The organism is Rhodococcus sp. KBW08 (genome assembly GCF_003852455.1).
Taxonomy (GTDB): domain Bacteria; phylum Actinomycetota; class Actinomycetes; order Mycobacteriales; family Mycobacteriaceae; genus Rhodococcus_F; species Rhodococcus_F baikonurensis.
Window position 1 is genome coordinate 687,840 of the sequence record NZ_QAJJ01000002.1, and the last position, 17,652, is coordinate 705,491.

The 17,652-nt window shown below is 63.6% G+C and carries 18 protein-coding genes; 7 read left to right on the plus strand and 11 right to left on the minus strand.

Features of this window, described 5'->3' with window-relative positions; translation table 11 throughout:
- Nucleotides 1-171: 171 nt before the first annotated feature.
- Nucleotides 172-909, minus strand: a complete 738-nt coding sequence (locus DBV08_RS03585; RefSeq protein WP_397486718.1) for a hypothetical protein — start codon at nucleotides 907-909, stop codon at nucleotides 172-174.
- Between the two features lie 734 nt (nucleotides 910-1,643).
- On the opposite strand from DBV08_RS03585, the gene DBV08_RS03590 reads away from it, so the two are divergent.
- From DBV08_RS03590 to DBV08_RS03605, 4 genes are all read left to right on the plus strand, one after another.
- Entirely contained in the window at nucleotides 1,644-1,940 is a 297-nt protein-coding gene (locus DBV08_RS03590) for a WhiB family transcriptional regulator (protein WP_003940939.1), read from the plus strand.
- Between the two features lie 165 nt (nucleotides 1,941-2,105).
- Nucleotides 2,106-2,771 (plus strand): fasciclin domain-containing protein, encoded by a 666-nt coding sequence (locus tag DBV08_RS03595; protein ID WP_007728616.1) that lies wholly within the window; start codon nucleotides 2,106-2,108, stop codon nucleotides 2,769-2,771.
- 88 nt (nucleotides 2,772-2,859) lie between these two features.
- Nucleotides 2,860-3,528 (plus strand): sigma-70 family RNA polymerase sigma factor, encoded by a 669-nt coding sequence (locus DBV08_RS03600; RefSeq protein ID WP_124566533.1) that lies wholly within the window; start codon nucleotides 2,860-2,862, stop codon nucleotides 3,526-3,528.
- 1 nt (nucleotide 3,529) lies between these two features.
- On the plus strand, nucleotides 3,530-4,267 hold the full coding sequence (locus DBV08_RS03605; protein WP_095968924.1) for an anti-sigma factor domain-containing protein: 738 nt from the start codon (nucleotides 3,530-3,532) through the stop codon (nucleotides 4,265-4,267).
- A 75-nt stretch (nucleotides 4,268-4,342) separates the two neighbouring features.
- On the opposite strand, the gene groL is transcribed toward DBV08_RS03605, so the two are convergent.
- On the minus strand, nucleotides 4,343-5,953 hold the full coding sequence (groL, locus tag DBV08_RS03610; RefSeq protein WP_124566534.1) for a chaperonin GroEL: 1,611 nt from the start codon (nucleotides 5,951-5,953) through the stop codon (nucleotides 4,343-4,345).
- Nucleotides 5,954-6,039: 86 nt separating this feature from the next.
- Nucleotides 6,040-6,339 carry a co-chaperone GroES gene (gene groES / locus DBV08_RS03615; protein ID WP_003940763.1) on the minus strand — a complete coding sequence of 100 codons (300 nt, stop codon included), beginning with the start codon at nucleotides 6,337-6,339 and terminating at the stop codon, nucleotides 6,040-6,042.
- A gap of 233 nt (nucleotides 6,340-6,572) precedes the next feature.
- On the opposite strand from groES, the gene DBV08_RS03620 reads away from it, so the two are divergent.
- Nucleotides 6,573-8,288, plus strand: coding sequence for a TIGR03767 family metallophosphoesterase (locus DBV08_RS03620; RefSeq protein ID WP_124566535.1), 1,716 nt, complete (start codon nucleotides 6,573-6,575; stop codon nucleotides 8,286-8,288).
- A gap of 55 nt (nucleotides 8,289-8,343) precedes the next feature.
- On the opposite strand, the gene DBV08_RS03625 is transcribed toward DBV08_RS03620, so the two are convergent.
- Nucleotides 8,344-8,904: a potassium channel family protein gene (locus tag DBV08_RS03625; RefSeq protein ID WP_124566536.1), complete on the minus strand. Its 561-nt coding sequence runs from the start codon at nucleotides 8,902-8,904 to the stop codon at nucleotides 8,344-8,346.
- Between the two features lie 161 nt (nucleotides 8,905-9,065).
- Between DBV08_RS03625 and DBV08_RS03630 the strand changes: the two genes are divergently transcribed.
- Nucleotides 9,066-10,655: an Hsp70 family protein gene (locus DBV08_RS03630; protein ID WP_124566537.1), complete on the plus strand. Its 1,590-nt coding sequence runs from the start codon at nucleotides 9,066-9,068 to the stop codon at nucleotides 10,653-10,655.
- A gap of 18 nt (nucleotides 10,656-10,673) precedes the next feature.
- Here DBV08_RS03630 and tsaD read toward each other — a convergent pair whose 3' ends face one another.
- From tsaD to DBV08_RS03665, 7 genes are all read right to left on the minus strand, one after another.
- Entirely contained in the window at nucleotides 10,674-11,711 is a 1,038-nt protein-coding gene (tsaD, locus tag DBV08_RS03635) for a tRNA (adenosine(37)-N6)-threonylcarbamoyltransferase complex transferase subunit TsaD (protein ID WP_124566538.1), read from the minus strand.
- Nucleotides 11,708-12,202 (minus strand): ribosomal protein S18-alanine N-acetyltransferase, encoded by a 495-nt coding sequence (rimI, locus tag DBV08_RS03640; protein ID WP_124566599.1) that lies wholly within the window; start codon nucleotides 12,200-12,202, stop codon nucleotides 11,708-11,710. The genes tsaD and rimI overlap by 4 nt, the downstream gene beginning before the upstream one ends.
- Nucleotides 12,203-12,212: 10 nt before the next feature.
- The gene (tsaB, locus tag DBV08_RS03645) at nucleotides 12,213-12,881 is read right to left on the minus strand and encodes a tRNA (adenosine(37)-N6)-threonylcarbamoyltransferase complex dimerization subunit type 1 TsaB (RefSeq protein WP_124566539.1); all 669 of its coding nucleotides are present in this window, start codon (nucleotides 12,879-12,881) and stop codon (nucleotides 12,213-12,215) included.
- A gap of 78 nt (nucleotides 12,882-12,959) precedes the next feature.
- Entirely contained in the window at nucleotides 12,960-13,451 is a 492-nt protein-coding gene (tsaE, locus tag DBV08_RS03650; RefSeq protein WP_095968918.1) for a tRNA (adenosine(37)-N6)-threonylcarbamoyltransferase complex ATPase subunit type 1 TsaE, read from the minus strand.
- Nucleotides 13,441-14,493 (minus strand): alpha/beta fold hydrolase, encoded by a 1,053-nt coding sequence (locus DBV08_RS03655; RefSeq protein WP_124566540.1) that lies wholly within the window; start codon nucleotides 14,491-14,493, stop codon nucleotides 13,441-13,443. Before DBV08_RS03655 ends, tsaE begins: the two co-directional genes overlap by 11 nt.
- The gene (alr, locus tag DBV08_RS03660) at nucleotides 14,490-15,692 is read right to left on the minus strand and encodes an alanine racemase (RefSeq protein WP_124566541.1); all 1,203 of its coding nucleotides are present in this window, start codon (nucleotides 15,690-15,692) and stop codon (nucleotides 14,490-14,492) included. Before alr ends, DBV08_RS03655 begins: the two co-directional genes overlap by 4 nt.
- A gap of 55 nt (nucleotides 15,693-15,747) precedes the next feature.
- Nucleotides 15,748-17,181 (minus strand): NAD(P)H-hydrate dehydratase, encoded by a 1,434-nt coding sequence (locus tag DBV08_RS03665; protein WP_124566542.1) that lies wholly within the window; start codon nucleotides 17,179-17,181, stop codon nucleotides 15,748-15,750.
- 38 nt (nucleotides 17,182-17,219) lie between these two features.
- On the opposite strand from DBV08_RS03665, the gene DBV08_RS03670 reads away from it, so the two are divergent.
- Nucleotides 17,220-17,591 (plus strand): plastocyanin/azurin family copper-binding protein, encoded by a 372-nt coding sequence (locus tag DBV08_RS03670; protein WP_124566543.1) that lies wholly within the window; start codon nucleotides 17,220-17,222, stop codon nucleotides 17,589-17,591.
- Nucleotides 17,592-17,652 lie beyond the last annotated feature (61 nt).

A 17,652-nucleotide genomic window follows, 5' to 3' on the forward strand; every position in this document is an offset into this window, starting at 1 on the left:
AGCGAAAATCCTGGCGTTACAGTGGCACCTCCCGAGCGGGTGTGCTCCCGCTCTCAGCGGAACCCTCTAAGAGTAACCATCCGGACCGGCTGGTCTCCGCATGCCCGCCCAGCAGTCGCGATAACGAAACAGCCCTGCGGGAATCGTTCGCAGGCGACTTCGGCGGAGCAATTACGACAAAGGTAGGAGTAATCCACCGCGCATCGCGATCAGATCGCCGATCTCATGAGCGCTCGGCGAGGTCCTCCCACCACTCACGCCCTCGATCAACAACGACGACGCCCAGGCCAGGGGCAGCAGACCGTATCGCTGACACCGCGCAAGCACATCCGTCGCCAACTCCACGGCCGCGCTTGGGTCTGTTCCGGTCAAAGTGGCACTGAGCAGTAGATCCGACTTCACGCGGTGCCGGACAGACTCCGATTCCCCCGACAATTCGACGGCGCGTTCTGCGTGTCTGCCTGCGCGCGCGAAGTCACCTCCCGCCAGTGCGAGTTCCGCCGAGACCCATTCGATCCGAATTTCCTGCCGCCACAGCCCGGCCTCGTCACCCAGACGCGCCCGACACTGCGCCAGCAGGCGCCAGCCGAGCGGGAGCCGGCCACAGCCGAGCGCATCCGCAGCCAGACCGGTCAGAGCGTCACAGGCGGCCTCTGGATCGTCTTGCAGGCCGCCGACGATCGCCAGCGCGCGCCCGTCCCACGTCGACGCCAGTGCATGGCGTCCGCTCTGGCGAAGAAACGACGCCCTCGTACTGGCAGACAGAGAGGCAAGGACGCGATCCGAATGCACCGAGAACCCCGAAGTGCGCCGATCCAGGACATCCAATGCCGCCCGCGCTCGGGCGTAATGCCCCTGCCCACCCAGAACCACTGCTGTTGTCCACCACTCCCGGGTGGTGCTCGGCACCGGGAGGCGGTCGAGGTCCGGATCCGCGCCGAACGCGGCGGACTCGAGAGCGCTTGGACGTGCAGTTGCTTGAGTGGGCCCAGATGATCCGGTGGGCGCAGATGGTCCAGGAGGCGCAGGTGTCGACACAGGTAGATCATGGCAGCAGCACCGCCAGACAAGCGCTCGACCGATGCCGAAAATCGCACCGAAACACGAAATGGCAAGTTTGTCGGAGTTAATCAGATATTCAACTGAGATTTGCCGAATGTACTCGTAATGATATTTAACGGGCATATATCCGTGACGTTAACTGCGCATTACTTATTGGACAGATGTCCTAGTTGAAACTCGGGCACTAAGTCCCGAAATGGAGTACTACCCTGCCTGCGCAATATCGGACAAATGACGCAAACCGAGCCGAATGACTGAGTGATTTCGCCGGGCGATCAGCAGCAAACATATCCCTGATCTGTGGGTTTCGCATCTCGAGCAGCCAGGCTCGCCGCCCACCACCTCGATCGACCCGATATCAACATCGGCACAGCACAACGCATGAGGGGCCCGAAATGTAAATATATACTTCGTTAACTCTCGTATTTCGATATATGCCGATCGCCACTGAACGAGCCTATTGACGCGATTTACTCAGCACCCTTACGGTTAGCAAGCGTGAACGATTCAGAAGGCCCGGATAACCTCCGGGCAACTTGGTCCGCTCGTTGATCAACGCGAGCTTGCAGTAAGGAGTCAACATGCCTGCACCGAATCACCTTCCAGGCCCCAACGCAGACATCTGGGACTGGCAGATGCACGGTCTGTGCCGCGGAGTCGACTCCTCCATGTTCTTCCATCCCGATGGCGAACGCGGTAGAGCACGTGCCCAGCGCGAAACCCGCGCAAAAGAGATGTGCCGTCAGTGCCCGGTACTGATGCAGTGCCGCAGCCACGCGCTGACCGTCGCCGAGCCGTACGGCATCTGGGGAGGAATGTCGGAAACCGAACGTGAACTACATGCGCGCCACCGTCGCACCACCCGCATAGCTTCCTGATACGCGCAGGTCGAGTGCACAAGGCCCCCGAGAGTTTTCGGGGGCCTTTGCTTGTCTACGTCAGCTCCTGAAAAGAATTTCCGACTCCGACCCATCCTGTCGACGACCGACTCCGAATGCCTTCTGACAGTGCACCTCAGCACATCCCTTCAGGAAGGCAGACCCATGAACACCTCTACTCGAGTTCTGGCAGTCACCGCAGCAGCTTCGTTCGCCGTCTTCGGCGTCGTCGGTTGCTCCTCCGACGACAACGATTCGTCGACCGACACCTCGAGCGCCGCCATGACGTCTTCTGCAATGGGATCGAGCATGTCTCCCAGCAGCGCGATGGCAGAGCCCGCTTCTGATCTGGTCGGTGCCGGTTGTGCCGACTATGCAGCCGCAGTGCCGAGCGGCGCCGGATCGGTCAGCGGAATGGCCCAGGATCCGGTTGCCACAGCGGCATCCAACAATCCGTTGCTCACCACCTTGACCGCGGCAGTCTCCGGCCAGCTCAACCCGGACGTCAACCTGGTCGACACCCTCAACGGCGGCGAGTTCACCGTCTTCGCACCGATCGACTCGGCATTCGCCAAGATCGACCCCGCCACGATCGACAGCCTCAAGACGGACAGCGCCACGCTGACCAAGATCCTCACCTACCACGTGGTTCCCGGCCAGATCGCCCCTGACGCGATCGACGGAACGCACCCCACCGCCGAGGGCGGAACGGTCACCGTCACCGGATCCGGTGACAACATCAAGGTCAACGACGCAACTGTCGTCTGCGGTGGAGTCAAGACTGCAAACGCCACCGTCTACCTCATCGATTCGGTGCTGATGCCGCAGTAGTCCCCACCTGCTGTGCGCCTTTATTAACCCCCCGCGGTTAATAAAGGCGCACAGCGGCCAACGGCGGGCCAAGAGAAAAGAACCGGACATGCACGCTACGGTTGTACGCGATGAAGCGAGACAACTCTTCGTGAGCGAGCCAGACCATGCGTCGGATGCGGCCGACGCATGCCCGACGGACAACTCTGCGGCCCGCACCGCTCGAATCGCGGAATCACGCGAGCTGGCAGTGATCCTCGCGAGCGTCGCCGGTGGCGACCAGAACGCCTTTGCCGAGTTCTACGACCGAACCAGCTCCCGCGTCTACGGCATGGTTCTTCGTGTACTCCGCGATCCAGGCTTCTCCGAGGAAGCGGTCCAAGAGGTCTACCTCCAAGCCTGGAAATCGGCCGACAGTTTCGACCCCGCCAAGGGGTCCGCACTCTCCTGGCTTCTGACTCTTGCCCACCGACGCGCGGTGGATCGCGTGCGCTCCGAACAGTCGAGTTCGGATCGACAGGCTCTCTACGACACCACCAATGCCACTCCCGAGTTCGACGTCGTCAGCGACGAAGTGACGCGAAGAGACGAGCATCGTGCTGTCACGGACTGTCTCGAAACGCTGACGGACACTCAGCGCCAATCGGTGACTCTCGCCTATTACGGCGGCCGAACGTACCGCGAAGTGGCCGAAGATCTCGGCGTGGCGATTCCCACGATCAAGTCGCGAATTCGCGACGGACTACTGCGCCTACGTGGATGTTTGGGGGTGATGTGAGATGGACGAAGAGCTGATCGACTACGCGTACGCCTACGCGATCGATGCGTTGGACCTCGACGAGCGCCGTGAGGTCGACAGACGCCTCGCCGCTTCGGACTCCGCGACCCGCGCCGAATTCGACGCGCAGGTCCGACTCACCGCCGAAACCATGGCCGCGATGACCGTCGTCGACGCCGTCGAGCCCCCGCCGTCACTGCGTAGTAGCGTCCTCGCCTCGATCTCGGCACAGACGACTGCTGCCGACGCCCCCGTCTCGCTGGCCGAGCGCCGTAATCGTCGACGTCCGTGGACCGTTGCACTTGCCGCGGCAGCCGCAGTCGCAATCCTGGTCGGCGGCATCGGAATCGGACGCACGCTGTCCGACAACACTCCGCCGCAGAACGCAGCGTCCGAAATCATGGCAGCACCCGACGTTCATGCCACGACGCGTGAAATCCCGGGCGGCGGTAGTGCCACGACGCTGTTCTCGCCCTCCGAGGACGCCGCAGTCCTCGTGATGAACGATGTGACTCCCCCGAGTCCGGATACCGTCTACCAGATGTGGCTGGTGCCGGGCGACACCGACGACACTACGATGATCCCGATGGGGACGATGGCTCCGGGCGACGTCAAACCCACTACCCAGGTGGTGCTCGACGGCATCGGCCCGAACACGAAGTTGGCATTCACGGTTGAACCGCCCGGCGGATCGCAGCAGCCCACCAGCGAGCCGTTCGCGACGATCCCGCTCATCTGATCGCCAGACGAGAGAAGAGATCCCCCACCGGNNCCGGTGGGGGATCTCTTCTTTGTCGAAACTACGAGCAGCGAATCAGTGGCTGTGACCGTGTCCGGTGTCGGCAACTTCCTCGGTCGGCTTCTCGACGACGGCGCTCTCGGTGGTGAGGATCATGCGCGCGACGGAAGCGGCGTTGACCACTGCCGAGCGAGTGACCTTGACCGGGTCGACGACGCCGTCGGCAAGCAGGTTTCCGTAGGTGAGGGTGGCGGCGTTGAAGCCTTCGCCCTTGGTCATCTCGGCGACCTTGCTGACGACGACGGAACCGTCGATGCCTGCGTTGCTGGAGATCCAGAACAACGGAGCGTTGAGGGCTTCACGGACCACGGCAACGCCGGTGGCCTCGTCACCCGTCAAGCCGAGATTCCCGATCAGTGCCGTACCGGCCTGGACGAGAGCCGATCCGCCACCGGGGACGATGCCCTCGGAAACTGCTGCCTTGGCTGCGTTGACCGCATCCTCGACGCGGAACTTACGTTCCTTCAGATCGGTTTCGGTGGCTGCGCCGACCTTGATGACGGCCACGCCGCCGGACAGCTTCGCCAGACGCTCTTCGAGCTTCTCGCGATCCCAATCCGAATCGGTGTTCTCGATCTCGCGACGCAGCTGTGCGACGCGGGCCGCGATGTCGTCAGCGGTGCCTGCACCGTCGACGATGACCGTCTCGTCCTTGGTGACGACAACGCGGCGAGCGCTGCCGAGCAGTTCGAGGCCGGCTTCCTTGAGGGAAAGGCCGACGTCGGTGTTGATGACGGTGCCGGCGGTGACGACTGCGAGGTCGTCGAGGAATGCCTTGCGACGATCACCGAAGAACGGCGCCTTGACGGCGACGGCCTTGATGGTCTTGCGGATGGAGTTGACCACCAGGGTGGAGAGAACTTCACCCTCGACGTCCTCGGCGATGATCAAGAGCGGCTTGCCGGATTCGGCAACCTTCTCGAGCAGCGGGAGGAAGTCGGGAAGCGAGCTGATCTTCTCGCGGAAGAGCAGGATCAGCGCGTCTTCGTAGACGGCCTTCTGCGCATCGATGTCGGTGACGAAGTAGGGCGAGAGGTAGCCCTTGTCGAACTGCACACCTTCGGTGACAACGAGTTCGGTTGCGACGGTGGAGGATTCCTCGACCGTCACGACGCCGTCGGTTCCGACACGGGTGAGTGCCTCGCCGACGAGCTTGCCGATCTCCTCGTCACGCGAGGAAACGGTGGCGACCTGAGCGATCGACTTCTCGCCCTCGACGGGGGTGGCTGCGGCGAGCAGTTCCTCGACGACCTTGTCGGCTGCGGCGTTGATGCCGACGCCGAGAGCCATCGGGTTCGCGCCCGCTGCGATGTTCTTGAGTCCGCCGCGGACGATGGCCTGGGCCAGAACGGTCGCGGTGGTGGTGCCGTCGCCGGCAACATCGTTGGTCTTGGTGGCGACACTCTTGACGAGCTGTGCGCCGAGGTTCTCGAAGGGATCTTCGAGTTCGATCTCACGGGCGATGCTCACACCGTCGTTGGTGACGGTGGGGCCGCCGAATGCCTTGGCGAGCACGACGTGGCGTCCACGCGGGCCCAAGGTCACCTTGACGGCGTCGGCAAGCTTGTCGACTCCGGCTTCGAGAGCGCGGCGTGCGGTCTCGTTGAACGCAATTTGCTTGGACATCTGTTCTGTCAGCTCCTGAATCTTCGGGGCGTGAACGCATTCCGCCCCGGGATCCTGTGTGGACTCCGGGGCGGATCACGTGTGTCTTACTTGGAGACGACAGCCAGCACGTCGCGTGCCGACAGGATCAGGTATTCCTGGCCGGCGTACTTGATCTCGGTTCCGCCGTACTTGGAGTAGATGACCGTGTCACCCTCCTTGACGTCGACCGGGATGCGGTTGCCCTGCTCGTTGACGCGGCCTTCGCCGACTGCAACGACGGTGCCCTCCTGGGGCTTTTCCTTGGCTGTGTCAGGAATGACCAGGCCGGAAGCCGTCGTCGTTTCAGCCTCGTTGGCCTGGACGAGGATCTTGTCCTCGAGCGGCTTGATGTTGACGCTCGCCACGATGAGCCCTCCACTTTGGGGTATGTGCGTCCGAGGCGATCCTCGGACAGCTGTTTGGGTATGCCGTTTACGGCGCGTCACTGCAGTCCCGTCGTCGCGGGTGCCGGAACTCGATCAGCGCCAATTGGCACTCTATACGTGAGAGTGCCAACCCTCAAGGACTGGGCGCATTTTTCTCTTCGTCCAGAGCGAAACAGGACAGCCGTCCACCACGTTCACCTATTGTTCACTTCGTGACGAACATCAATCGCCGTAGTTTTCTGACCTTCGCCGGACTCGGCGCCGTCGGCGCGGTCAGCCTTGGCAAGCCGTGGGGCCTGCAATACGCAGGCGCGTCGACCATTCCGACGTCCGGCCCCGGCACCACTCTCGAGTCCGTGTCCACCCCCGTCAGCAGCAGCGGCTACACCAAGCTCACCGCCGGGCCCGGTTGGGCGAACATCGTGCGCAGCGAGTTGGCCGAGCCGAAGTCGGGACGCGAGGACCGACGCACCGCGCTCGCCTCACTCGTGCAGTTGACCGACGTCCACATCGTCGACGCCCAGTCCCCCATGCGCTTCGAATACGTCCATCAGATCACCGGCTCGGCGTTCCGCCCCCAGGAGACCTTGACGGCGCACGGGTTGATTTCGCTTGTCCGACGCGTCAATTCGATCGGCAGTGGCCCGCACACCTCTCGCCCCTTCGATGCCGTCGTCACCACCGGCGACAACACCGACAACAAGGAATTCGCCGAACTCGACTGGTTCCTCACCTCACTCAACGGCGGAACCGTCGTCGCCAACACCGGTGCCAAGGACCGCTACGAGGGCGTGCAGAACTCGGGTGCCGATCTCTACTGGAACCCCGAGTCACCGATGCTCGACATGTACAAGAAGGCCGGTTTCCCGGAGATCCCGGACTTCTTCGGTGCCGCTTTCACTCCCGTGTCGAGCCCCGGCCTGAACACCCCTTGGTACTGCGTGTTCGGCAACCACGACGATTCGGTGTCCGGCACGGTGCCCAGCGGCATCCCGCCGCTCGAAGCGATGTACACGGGATCTCTCAAATTCGAGGTGCCCGGTTCACCGGAGCAGGCCAAGCAGATCGACGTCGCCACCAAGTTCGATCCCAGTGCGATTCCCGGAATCCTGTCCGCCTTCACGACGCCGCCGCGCCAGGTCACCCCCGACCCGTCGCGCGCGCCGTTCACACCCCGGCAGTTCATCGCCGCGCATCTCGACCCCGCGCACACCGGGCCCGGTCCCGTCGGGCACGGTTTCGCTCCCGACGCCGGAGAAACCGGTATCGGTTACTACTCGTTCCAGATCGCACCGGGCGTCGTCGGTATCAGCATGGACTCCACCAACCGCGCAGGCCTTGTCGACGGTTCGCTGGGCGCCGCTCAGTTCCAGTGGATCGAGAACACCCTGCGCGCCGGCAGCAGCACCTACTACGACGCCGCGGGCTCTCGTGTCACGGAGTCGCGCAGCGACACGTATTTCGTGCTGTTCAGTCACCACACGAGCGACACGATGGACAATCTCGTTCCCGACCCCGAGAACGTCCTCGAGCCACGCCTGCGCGGATCACAGCTTCTCGACTTGCTGCATCGTTTCCCGAACGTGCTTGCCTGGGTCAACGGACACACCCACGAGAACAAGATCACCCCGTGGCCCGGCGCGACCCCCGAGCAGGGCTTCTGGGAGATCAACACCGCCTCTCACATCGACTACCCGCAGCTCGGGCGCATCATCGAGATCGCGGACAACCACGACGGAACGGTGTCGTTGCTTGCGACGCTCTTCGAAGCGGAAAGCCCCAATTCCGTCGACTACAGCGACAAGTCGGCGGCCGGACTCGCCTCGCTGTACCGCGAACTGTCGTTCAACGACATCCACCGCGACCCGAAGCTGACGGGTGCCGGCGTCGACCAGAACGTCGAATTGTTGGTCCACACCGGACGATGACTCCGTTTGCCGCAGTGTCCTGGGTGACTTCAGTGTCCTCGGTAACTTCAGTGCCCTAGATGGCTTCTGGTCCGCTCGAAGGCGAGCGGTGCGCTTTCGCCCACGACACTGCGGCAACGACGAATCGAACTCCGAATCCGATCAACACCAGATTGCAGACGATCTGAAGGCTCACGAGTCCCCTGGCAAGGTCCGTCTGTGCAGCGATGTCACCGAAGCCGACGGTCGAGAACACCGACAGCGAAAAGTACAGGGCCGCCATACGCGACAGCGGTTCGGTGAAACTGCCGACGCTCGCATGCTCGACCGAAAAATAGGTGATGGACACCAAGAGTAAGTAGGTCGGCATCACGACCGCCACTGCTTCAACCGCCTGCAGAGAGGGCACATCGGAACGCAGAATTCGACGCACCTGCCAGGTCGTCACGGCAAGCACCGCCGCTCCTCCACCGATCAAGAGGAAAATCGCACCCACGGTGTGGACATCGATCCACGGCAGGAAGAAGTACGCACATCCGAAGGCGATCATCGTCAGCGTGGGTCGAAGCAGTGCACCCCGGATCAGGGTGCGTCGTCGATCCCGGTCGATGTGGGGAGAATCGCCTTTTTTCCGCATGAATCAATGATCGACAATTTCGCAGGTAAAACCACCCTTTCGGTCCGAAAAGGACGTCACGGAGACGAAAAGCACTGAGCAATCCTCACGAACCTTCTGTAACGTTCATATAACGGCGGTCGATTGAACATTGACCGGTATTGACTGTGAGGAGGTGTGCGATGAGTTGTTCACTGGGAATTTCCACTGGATCTTCCGGTGTCTATTCAGCACTCGTCGACACCGATACCAGCACAAACGCGCCAGGCGCCGTGCCTGCCGAGACTCGCTTCGTCTCGGCGGATCAGGCCAATTCCAACGTCGGTGACCTCGTCAGAGCATCCATCAAGCTGATGACGACGCAGGTAACGGACGGATCTGAAGCGCCGCGCTCGATCGGTGTCAGCTATCGCACCGACGACCAGCTCGCGAGCATCAAGTCATCTCTCTCGCGCTCGCCGAAGCAGGTCCGTGCCATCCCTGAACCTGCCGCAGTACACGCGTATCTCGCCGAGACCGGGAAAACCGAGCGGTACGACACGACAGCTCAGGTCGACGTCGGCGATCAGGGTCTGACGGTGTCCGTCGTCGACCACACCGGTGAAGTTCTGCATTCCGACCGCATCGACGCCCTCGCGGGGGCCGGAATCGACCGGGCACTGGTCGACTTCGTGACCGAGAAGGCGCCAGGGCACCTGCGCCGGTACACCGACGCGGAACTTCTTTCCGCCCGGTGCCACGTCGCGAAGGAGCAACTGTCCACTGCCACCAAGGTGACCATCGACCTTCCCGTCGACGCCATGGCAATCACGCGCGACGAGTTCGAAGCCATCATCGCCCCGGATATCGGGCGCGCCGTCACCTTCATCCGTGAAGTCGTGAACGGCTCACCGCGGCCCGTCGGAGCCGTTGTGCTCATCGGCGGTGGCGCACACATTCCGGCCGTGCGGTCCGCCGTCGCCGCTGCCGTCGATCTCCCACTGGTCGAGATCGTCGAGCCCGAGACTGCGGCAACCAAAGGTGCTGCACTCCTGGCAGATTCGATCACCGCAATTCGTTTCCCCCTGCTGGGCTCCGGAAGTGACCAGCGCTCCGGATCCACCGCCAAGGTCTCGGGCGCTTTGATCGGTGCGCTCGTGGTCGGCGGACTGGTACTCGGCTACGGTGCAAAGGAATTGGTGCCGACCGACGACACCGCGGTCTCGCCTGTCGGAACCGGTTCGACCACGACGACGGTGAGCCCCGAAGCGACGACGAGCACCGGATCGACGATCATCCCCTCGCATGATCCTCTGCCTTCGGTAGCAGGCAGCACGTTCCCGCAGTACGGCTATCCCACAACGCCGTTCGACTCACAGCCGTACGACACGCACTCGTACACAACACATCAGTACACACTTCCGCCTGCGCCGATCCCGGACACCGAGACGACAACTACGCCGCCGACGACCACACCAACCTCACCGGGTTGGCCGACCATCCCGGGGGTCACACTGCCCGATCCACCGGCGTGGTGGCCGACGCTCCCGGACACCGAGGCGACGCCTCCGGTCGATCCGACCGAGGCGAACCCCGGCGGCGGCATCGGCCCGGGCGAAAGCGGCGGAGAAAACCCGACGACGCCGGAAAACCCTGGAAGCGGTTCCACCGAAACCGAAATCACGACCCCCGGCGGTGGTGATCCGACGACTAAGCCCGGTGAACCGAATACCTCGATGCCCGAAACCGGTCCCGCGACCACACCGGATCGGGAACCGGTCCCAGTCGGTTGATTCTCGGTCGGTCGATTCTCAGCGCATCAACTGGCTGATCGAGACCGACAGCCCCGGGTCCGTGGCGACACTCAATTCCGAAGGGCCTGCGCCGTTTCCGATCAGGTGGGCGGCCAGCGAAGCGATCATCACGCCGTTGTCCGTGCAGAGTCGAGGTTTCGGAATGCGCAACGTGATGTCGGCTTCGGCGCAGCGCTGCTCGGCGAGTGAGCGAATACGTGAATTGGCCGTGGCGCCGCCGCCGAGGACCAAGGTGTCGACCCCGACGTCCTTGGCTGCACGCACTGCCTTCATCGTCAGGACGTCGGCAACGGCTTCCTGGAACGAGGCGGCGATGTCCGGGATCGAAAAGGTCTCGCCTGCGCGCTCTTTCGATTCGACATAGCGGGCGACGGACGTCTTGAGTCCCGAGAACGAGAAGTCGTGCCGCGAATCGCGCAGCCCCGTCATGCCGCGAGGGAAGGCGATTGCGTTCCGATCTCCCTCTTGCGCTGCAGCATCGAGTGCCGGTCCGCCGGGAAAGCCGAGTCCGAGCAGTCTGGCCACCTTGTCGAAGGCCTCGCCGGCGGCGTCGTCGACAGTCGTTCCCAGCTCGACGATGGGCTTGCCCAGATCTTCGACGTGAAGCAGGTGCGTGTGACCACCGGAGACCAGCAATGCGACGCACGAGGGCAACGGACCGTGTTCGAGAGTGTCCACCGAGACGTGGCCACCGAGATGATTGACCGCATAGAACGGGATGTTCCATGCTGCCGCATAGGCTTTCGCTGCGGCGACACCGACCAGCAGCGCGCCGGCCAGGCCGGGTCCGATGGTGACGGCGAGTGCGTCGGGCTTCTCGACACCGGCGGCCGCAAGAGCGCGGCGCATCGTCGGTACTATCGCCTCGAGGTGAGCCCGTGAGGCCACTTCGGGAACCACTCCCCCGTATCTGGCGTGCTGATCCACGCTCGATGCCACCTCGTCGGCCAACAGGTCGCAGGTTCCGTCACCGTTCCAGCGAACGATGCCGACACCTGTTTCGTCGCAAGAGCTTTCGACACCCATGACGATCATGCTTGCTGCTCCTCAATTTCGCGGACACCGAGCACGGCAGGCCGTCTCATCGTGTACGCATCTGCCCCACTGGGCTGGTAGTACTTCTTTCGCGTTCCGACGATCTCGAATCCTTCGCGTCGGTACAGCGCGATGGCAGGCTCGTTGTCGGTGCGCACTTCCAGGAACACCGGGCACTGCCGTGAATCCGCCAGGGCCAGAAGCGCATCGAGCAACGCGCCGCCGATTCCCAGTCGCTGAGTCGAGGGATCCGTACCGATGGTGTGAACCTCGGCCTCCATGTTCGGCGACGCCCCCAACAAGGCAACTCCGGCGTATCCGAGGACGTGACCGTCTGGTTCTCTGGCAACGAAGTAATGATTATGTGCGCCGGCAAGTTCCGAAACGAATGCTTGCGCGCTCCAGGGACCGTCGCCCGCGAACAACGCGCGTTCCAACTCCGCGCACCGTTCGGCGTCATCGACGTTCATCGGCTCGATGCTGTACTTCATCTGCTCTGTCTCACTTGCCACGTTCTGCGAGGGTCTTCGCGTCCGGGCGTCGGAGGTACAGCGGCTCCAGCGGGGCCGGAACCGAGCCGGCCAGAATCTCGCGAGCAGCGACTGTCACCAACCCGGCCGGTGACGGTGTTTCCGCCGGGTCGACGGGCAGATCGAAGAAGTCCACGTGCGAAGCGGATCCGGCAATCAGCGTCGAAGGCGAAGGATCAACGTCGCCGGCGGAATTCACAGCCGGTCCTTCGACGCGCACCCCTCCGGCATAGCGCGCCCAGTAGATCTCGCGACGCCTCGCGTCAGTCACGACGAGCAGGCTCTGTGTGGTCGGTACCGCAGCCGCGATGGCGTCGAGACTGCACACGCCGTACACGGGAACACCGAGTGCATCACCGAAGGCAGCGCCTGTCGCCATGCCGACGCGCAGCCCGGTGTACGGCCCCGGCCCGACACCCACGACAACGGCGTTCAACTCTGCCGGAGTGATCCCTGCCTCGGCGAGGCATTCGAGGACGTGAGGGGTCAACACCTCGGCGTGCGCACGAGGATTGACCGTGACACGCACGGCAAGCGTCTCCACTGCGTCCGGAGACTCTGTGTTCGGAGACGGAGCCGACAGGGAGACGACTCCGGCAGTGACTGCCGGAGTGGAGGTGTCAATTGCGAGAACAAGCACGATTTCTCAGGGTACCCGCACGTGAAGAACTACTTCCGGCCCGGGAGGGTCACGACGTCTGGAACATCAAACGCCGTTTCACGACGTCCAGATCCAGCTGGCCGTCCGCACATCCGATTCAGGTTCCCGATGAAGCTGCACTCGCAAGTGTCGTTCGACGAGCCTTTCCACGACGTCACCACCCCATTCCACCACCACCACTGCATCGGTGAGGTCGGTGTCGAGGTCGAGGGCATCGAGTTCATCGAGCGCGTGCGGTCCGCTGTCACCCAGCCGGTATGCGTCGACGTGAATCATGCCGACAGGAACTCCGCCGCCGGGGCGGGTACCTGGACGATGCTCGCGAGCGATGACAAACGTCGGGGACGTCACCCGGCCCTGCACCCCGAGACCGGCTCCGATTCCGCGAGTCAACGCGGTCTTGCCTGCCCCGAGTGGCCCGTCCAGCACCACCAGGTCGCCGGCAACAAGTCCCGCCGCCAAGCGTCGGCCGAAAGCCTCGGTATCTTCGGCCGTTTCCAACGTGATCTGTCCGGACACGGGAAGTCCAGTGGAGTTCTCAGCCGACATCGGACCGCTCTTCTACCTGCGCTCGCTGCACGAGCTTGTCGATTGCGTCCGTCACGATCGCCGGGAACTCGAGCTGCACCAGATGGCCTGCCCCGTGAACTCTCACGAGTTCGGATTCGGGGAGATCGGCAGCGAGACGCTTCGAGCTGATGAACGGAATCATCATGTCTTGATCGCCGCAGATCACGACTGCCGGTGTGTTCGCGAGGACCTCGAGGGAAGCGGACTCGTCGTGCAGTTCCAACGTCCGCAAGAAATTGACGATGGTCACGACCGAGGTCCGGTCGAGCATGCCGTCCGACAGTTCATGCAGCCGCGGGCTGACATCGGTGCCGTACGAGGCCGCACGCAGGATCGGCGTGATCAGTACTCGCGCAGCGCCGCGCGCATGCTGAACCACTCCTGGCGAGGTGCGCACTGCCAACCGGAACCCGTCGATGATCGGATTCTGCAGATTACGGGTCAGACCGGTCTCGGCCAGCCCGGCCGCCGTCGTCGCGACCAGCCCGACGCCGATGACTCGTCCCTCGAACCATTCGGGTCGCTGACCGGCGAGCGCGAGCACCGTCATGCCGCCCATCGAGTGACCGACCAGAACTATCGGTCCATTGGGCACTTTGGCCTCGACGACAGTCGCGAGGTCGCGGCCCAGCTGCGAGACCGTACAACTCTTCGAACGCGGCATGCCCGAATCTCCGTGTCCGCGCTGGTCGTAGAACACCATTCGAACCGTGTTGCCCCATCGCTCTTCGAGCTGGCGGCGCTGGAAATGCCAGGACAGCGCACTCAGGCAGTACCCGTGCACGAAAACGACTGTCAGCGGAGCGTCATCCGGCCCCACTTCGCGAACTGCGAGCTCGACACCGTCCTCGGTGCGCACAGTGCTCTTGCGGTCGCGCGTCATCAGGTCGAAGTCCTCGTCCGCGTAGATTTCCCGGCCCGGACGCGTCGCGGTCTTGAATGCATTCACGCCGGCCATCGAGCCGAGCGCCACAGCGCTGAGCAGGCCACCGAGAATGCTCATCTTTCCTGCAGTCTTCATGACGTCTCTCCCCCGATGTACGTACGCACAGTGCGTCCACGTATTCCGGTCACGACCTCGTAGTGAATCGTGTCGAGTACGTCGGCCCAGGCCTGCGCGTTGGGTTCGCCGTGATCGCCGTTGCCGAAGAAGATCGCGGTGTCACCTTCGCGAACTCCGTCGCCGTCCGGCCCCAGGTCCACCAATACCTGGTCCATGCAGATCCGCCCGACGGCCTGGCGACGCTTACCGCCCAACTGCACTTCGAACTTGCCGCTGAGTGAACGAGACAGACCGTCGGCGTAGCCGACGGGAAGGAGCGCAAGAGTGGTGTCGTGCGGTGCGACCCACTGATGCCCGTAGGAGACGCCCTCTCCGGCGGCCACCTTCTTCACCAGAATCACCTTCGCTCGCAGCGTCATCGCCGGTCGTAAACCGAAATCTCCGAGTTCGGGCACCGGAGACAATCCATATATCGCAATTCCGGGCCGAACCATGTCAAATTGCAGGTCAGGCCGGGTGACTGTCGCGGCGGAGTTGGAAAGATGAACCACTTCGGGTTCGAATCCGCGAGCGCGGACGTCGGCAACCGCGTCGATCAAACGCTGCTTCTGCATGTCGATGACGTCGTGATGCGGTTCGTCCGAGTGCGCAAGATGGGAGAACACTCCGCGCAGCCTGATCGTGCCCTCGTCCCGGGCAGTTGCGAGGTCGTCGAGCATCGTCGGCCACTCAGTTCTCGATACGCCGTTGCGATTGAGACCGGTGTCCACCTTGAGCGTCACCGTCGCTGGTTGTCCCAGAACCCGTGCCGCGTCGACGACAGCAGCCAGGTGTCGCGGCGAGGACACGCCGATCTCGACATCGGATCGGATCGCCGAGGAGAAATCGGCGTCGACGCCATGCAGCCAGGCCAGGACGGGAGCGGTGATGCCTGCCTCGCGAAGAACCAATGCCTCCGCGATGGTGGTGACGCCGAGTTCCCGGGCTCCGGCCGAGAGCGCCGTCCGCGCCACCGCAACTGCGCCGTGGTTGTATCCGTCCGCCTTGATGACCGCCATCAACGCGGCGTCCCCGGCAAATTCACGCAGAACACGCACGTTGTGCGCGATCGCGTCCAGATCGACGACTGCCTCCGTCTGCGGCCCTACTGCGTCTTCGAGTCGGCTCGCCTTCCCCTCGGCAGGCTCCTTCGGTGCTCTTCCCTGGGCAAGCGTCATGGCGACAATCCTGCCACCCACGCAGAATCGGACACGTGTTCGGGTTTGAACACCCTCAATCAAGGGCAAAAGAGCGAAGCACACGCACCGACTCGCGCAGACCTCCCAGCAGGGGCGAAGCCGAAATCGGTGCTCCGGCGACATCGCTCTGATCGCCGGCAGCGGCGATATTCGCAGCCAATGCGTGAGCCCGCGCCCCGACGGCCCCGGCTTCGAGAGGGCTCAGTCCCGCCGCCAGCAACGCGCCGATCACACCGGAGAGGATGTCGCCCGAGCCTGCGGTCGACGCCCAGGAGCCGCCGGCGTCGTTGACCAGGACCTCACCGCCGGGATCCGAAATCACCGTCGTACGGCCCTTCAGCAGAACGGTGACTCCGAGGCGCTCGGCGAGAGCACGTGTGGACGCGATTCTGTCGTCGCCCAGGGGTGTGAATCGTGCGAACTCGCCGGCGTGGGGCGTCAACAATGTCGGCGCGGTGCGGGCTGCGACAAGTTCGGGACGCTGAGCGAGGAGGGTGAGTCCGTCCGCATCGACAACAACGGGTACATCAGTAGCCAGCACCGACGCCAGAAGCCGCGCGGCGTCGTCGTCGGTACCCATGCCGGGGCCGACCACCCAGGCCTGAACCCGCCCCGCGGCGTGGAACGTCTCACTGGCAATCACTTCCGGGAACCGGGCGAGCACCTCGGCGGAGCCGTGCCCGGCGTAGCGGACCAGGCCGGAAGTGGCGGTCACCGCGGCGCCGGTACAGAGCACACCCGCGCCGGGATACTGCTCACTTCCCGCAACGATGCCCACCACACCCTGCGAATACTTGTCGTCCCCCGGGCCGGGCACCGGCCACAGCGCACCGACCTCCGCCGGATCGAGTGAACCGAACTCGGGTTCGCCGACGTTCAATCCGATGTCCACGAGTTCGACACGACCACACAACGGAGCCGCGAGTACGTGTACGGGCTTGAGCGCGCCGAATGTGACCGTCACGTCAGCGGTCACCGACGGGCCGTCCACCGAGCCGGTGTTCGCGTCGACGCCGCTCGGAAGATCGACCGCCACGATCGGTGCATCCAGTTGGCCGACGAGTTCAGCCGCGTCAGGCCGCAGACCGCCGTGCCCGGAAATCCCGACGATGCCGTCGATCACCAGATCCGGCGACCCGACGTCGGCAGCGACTCGGCCACCGGCCTTCAAGAGAGCGTCGAGGCCCGCCCGATGAGCGCGCGCCGGATCGAGCAACACGGCCCGCACGCTCACACCTCGTTTGCGGAGCAACGCACCCGCCCACAGGGCATCACCGCCGTTGTCGCCGGTACCGACCAGAAGCGTCACCGACCGATGCGCGACCGATCCTGTACGGGAACGTAATTCGACCGCGACGACTCGCGCAAGGCCGAAGGCCGCTCGACGCATCAGCACCCCGTCGGGCAGCTTGTCGAGCAGCGGCGCCTCCGCTGCTCGCACCTGATCGGCTGTGTAGTACCCACGCATGTCGGAACCCTTCAGTTGCCGTCGCTACCCTCGGAACCATGAAATCACGTCTTCGCCCGGCAATCGCGGGACTCGTCCTCGCCCTCGGTCTGGTCGGGTGCAGTTCCAGCACAGACACCACACCATCTGCGGCCGAAACGACGGCGAGCGGACCCGTGGTGACCATCTCCGGGATGGCGTACTCCCCCACTTCCCTCACCGTGAACGTCGGCGACACCGTCACCTGGGTATTCGACGACAACGGAATGGCCCACGACGTCAACGGCCTCGGCGACGCGAAGGGCAAACTCCGCAGTCCGCTCAAGAAATCGGGAACCTACACCTACACGTTCACCGAACCCGGAACTTACGACTACACCTGCACACCGCATCCCGAGATGCGCGGAACCGTCGTCGTTCAAGCGCCGTAACGCACTCGGGCCCCACAGTCTTTCGACTGCGGGGCCCGAGTTGTCTTGCGAAAGCTATTCG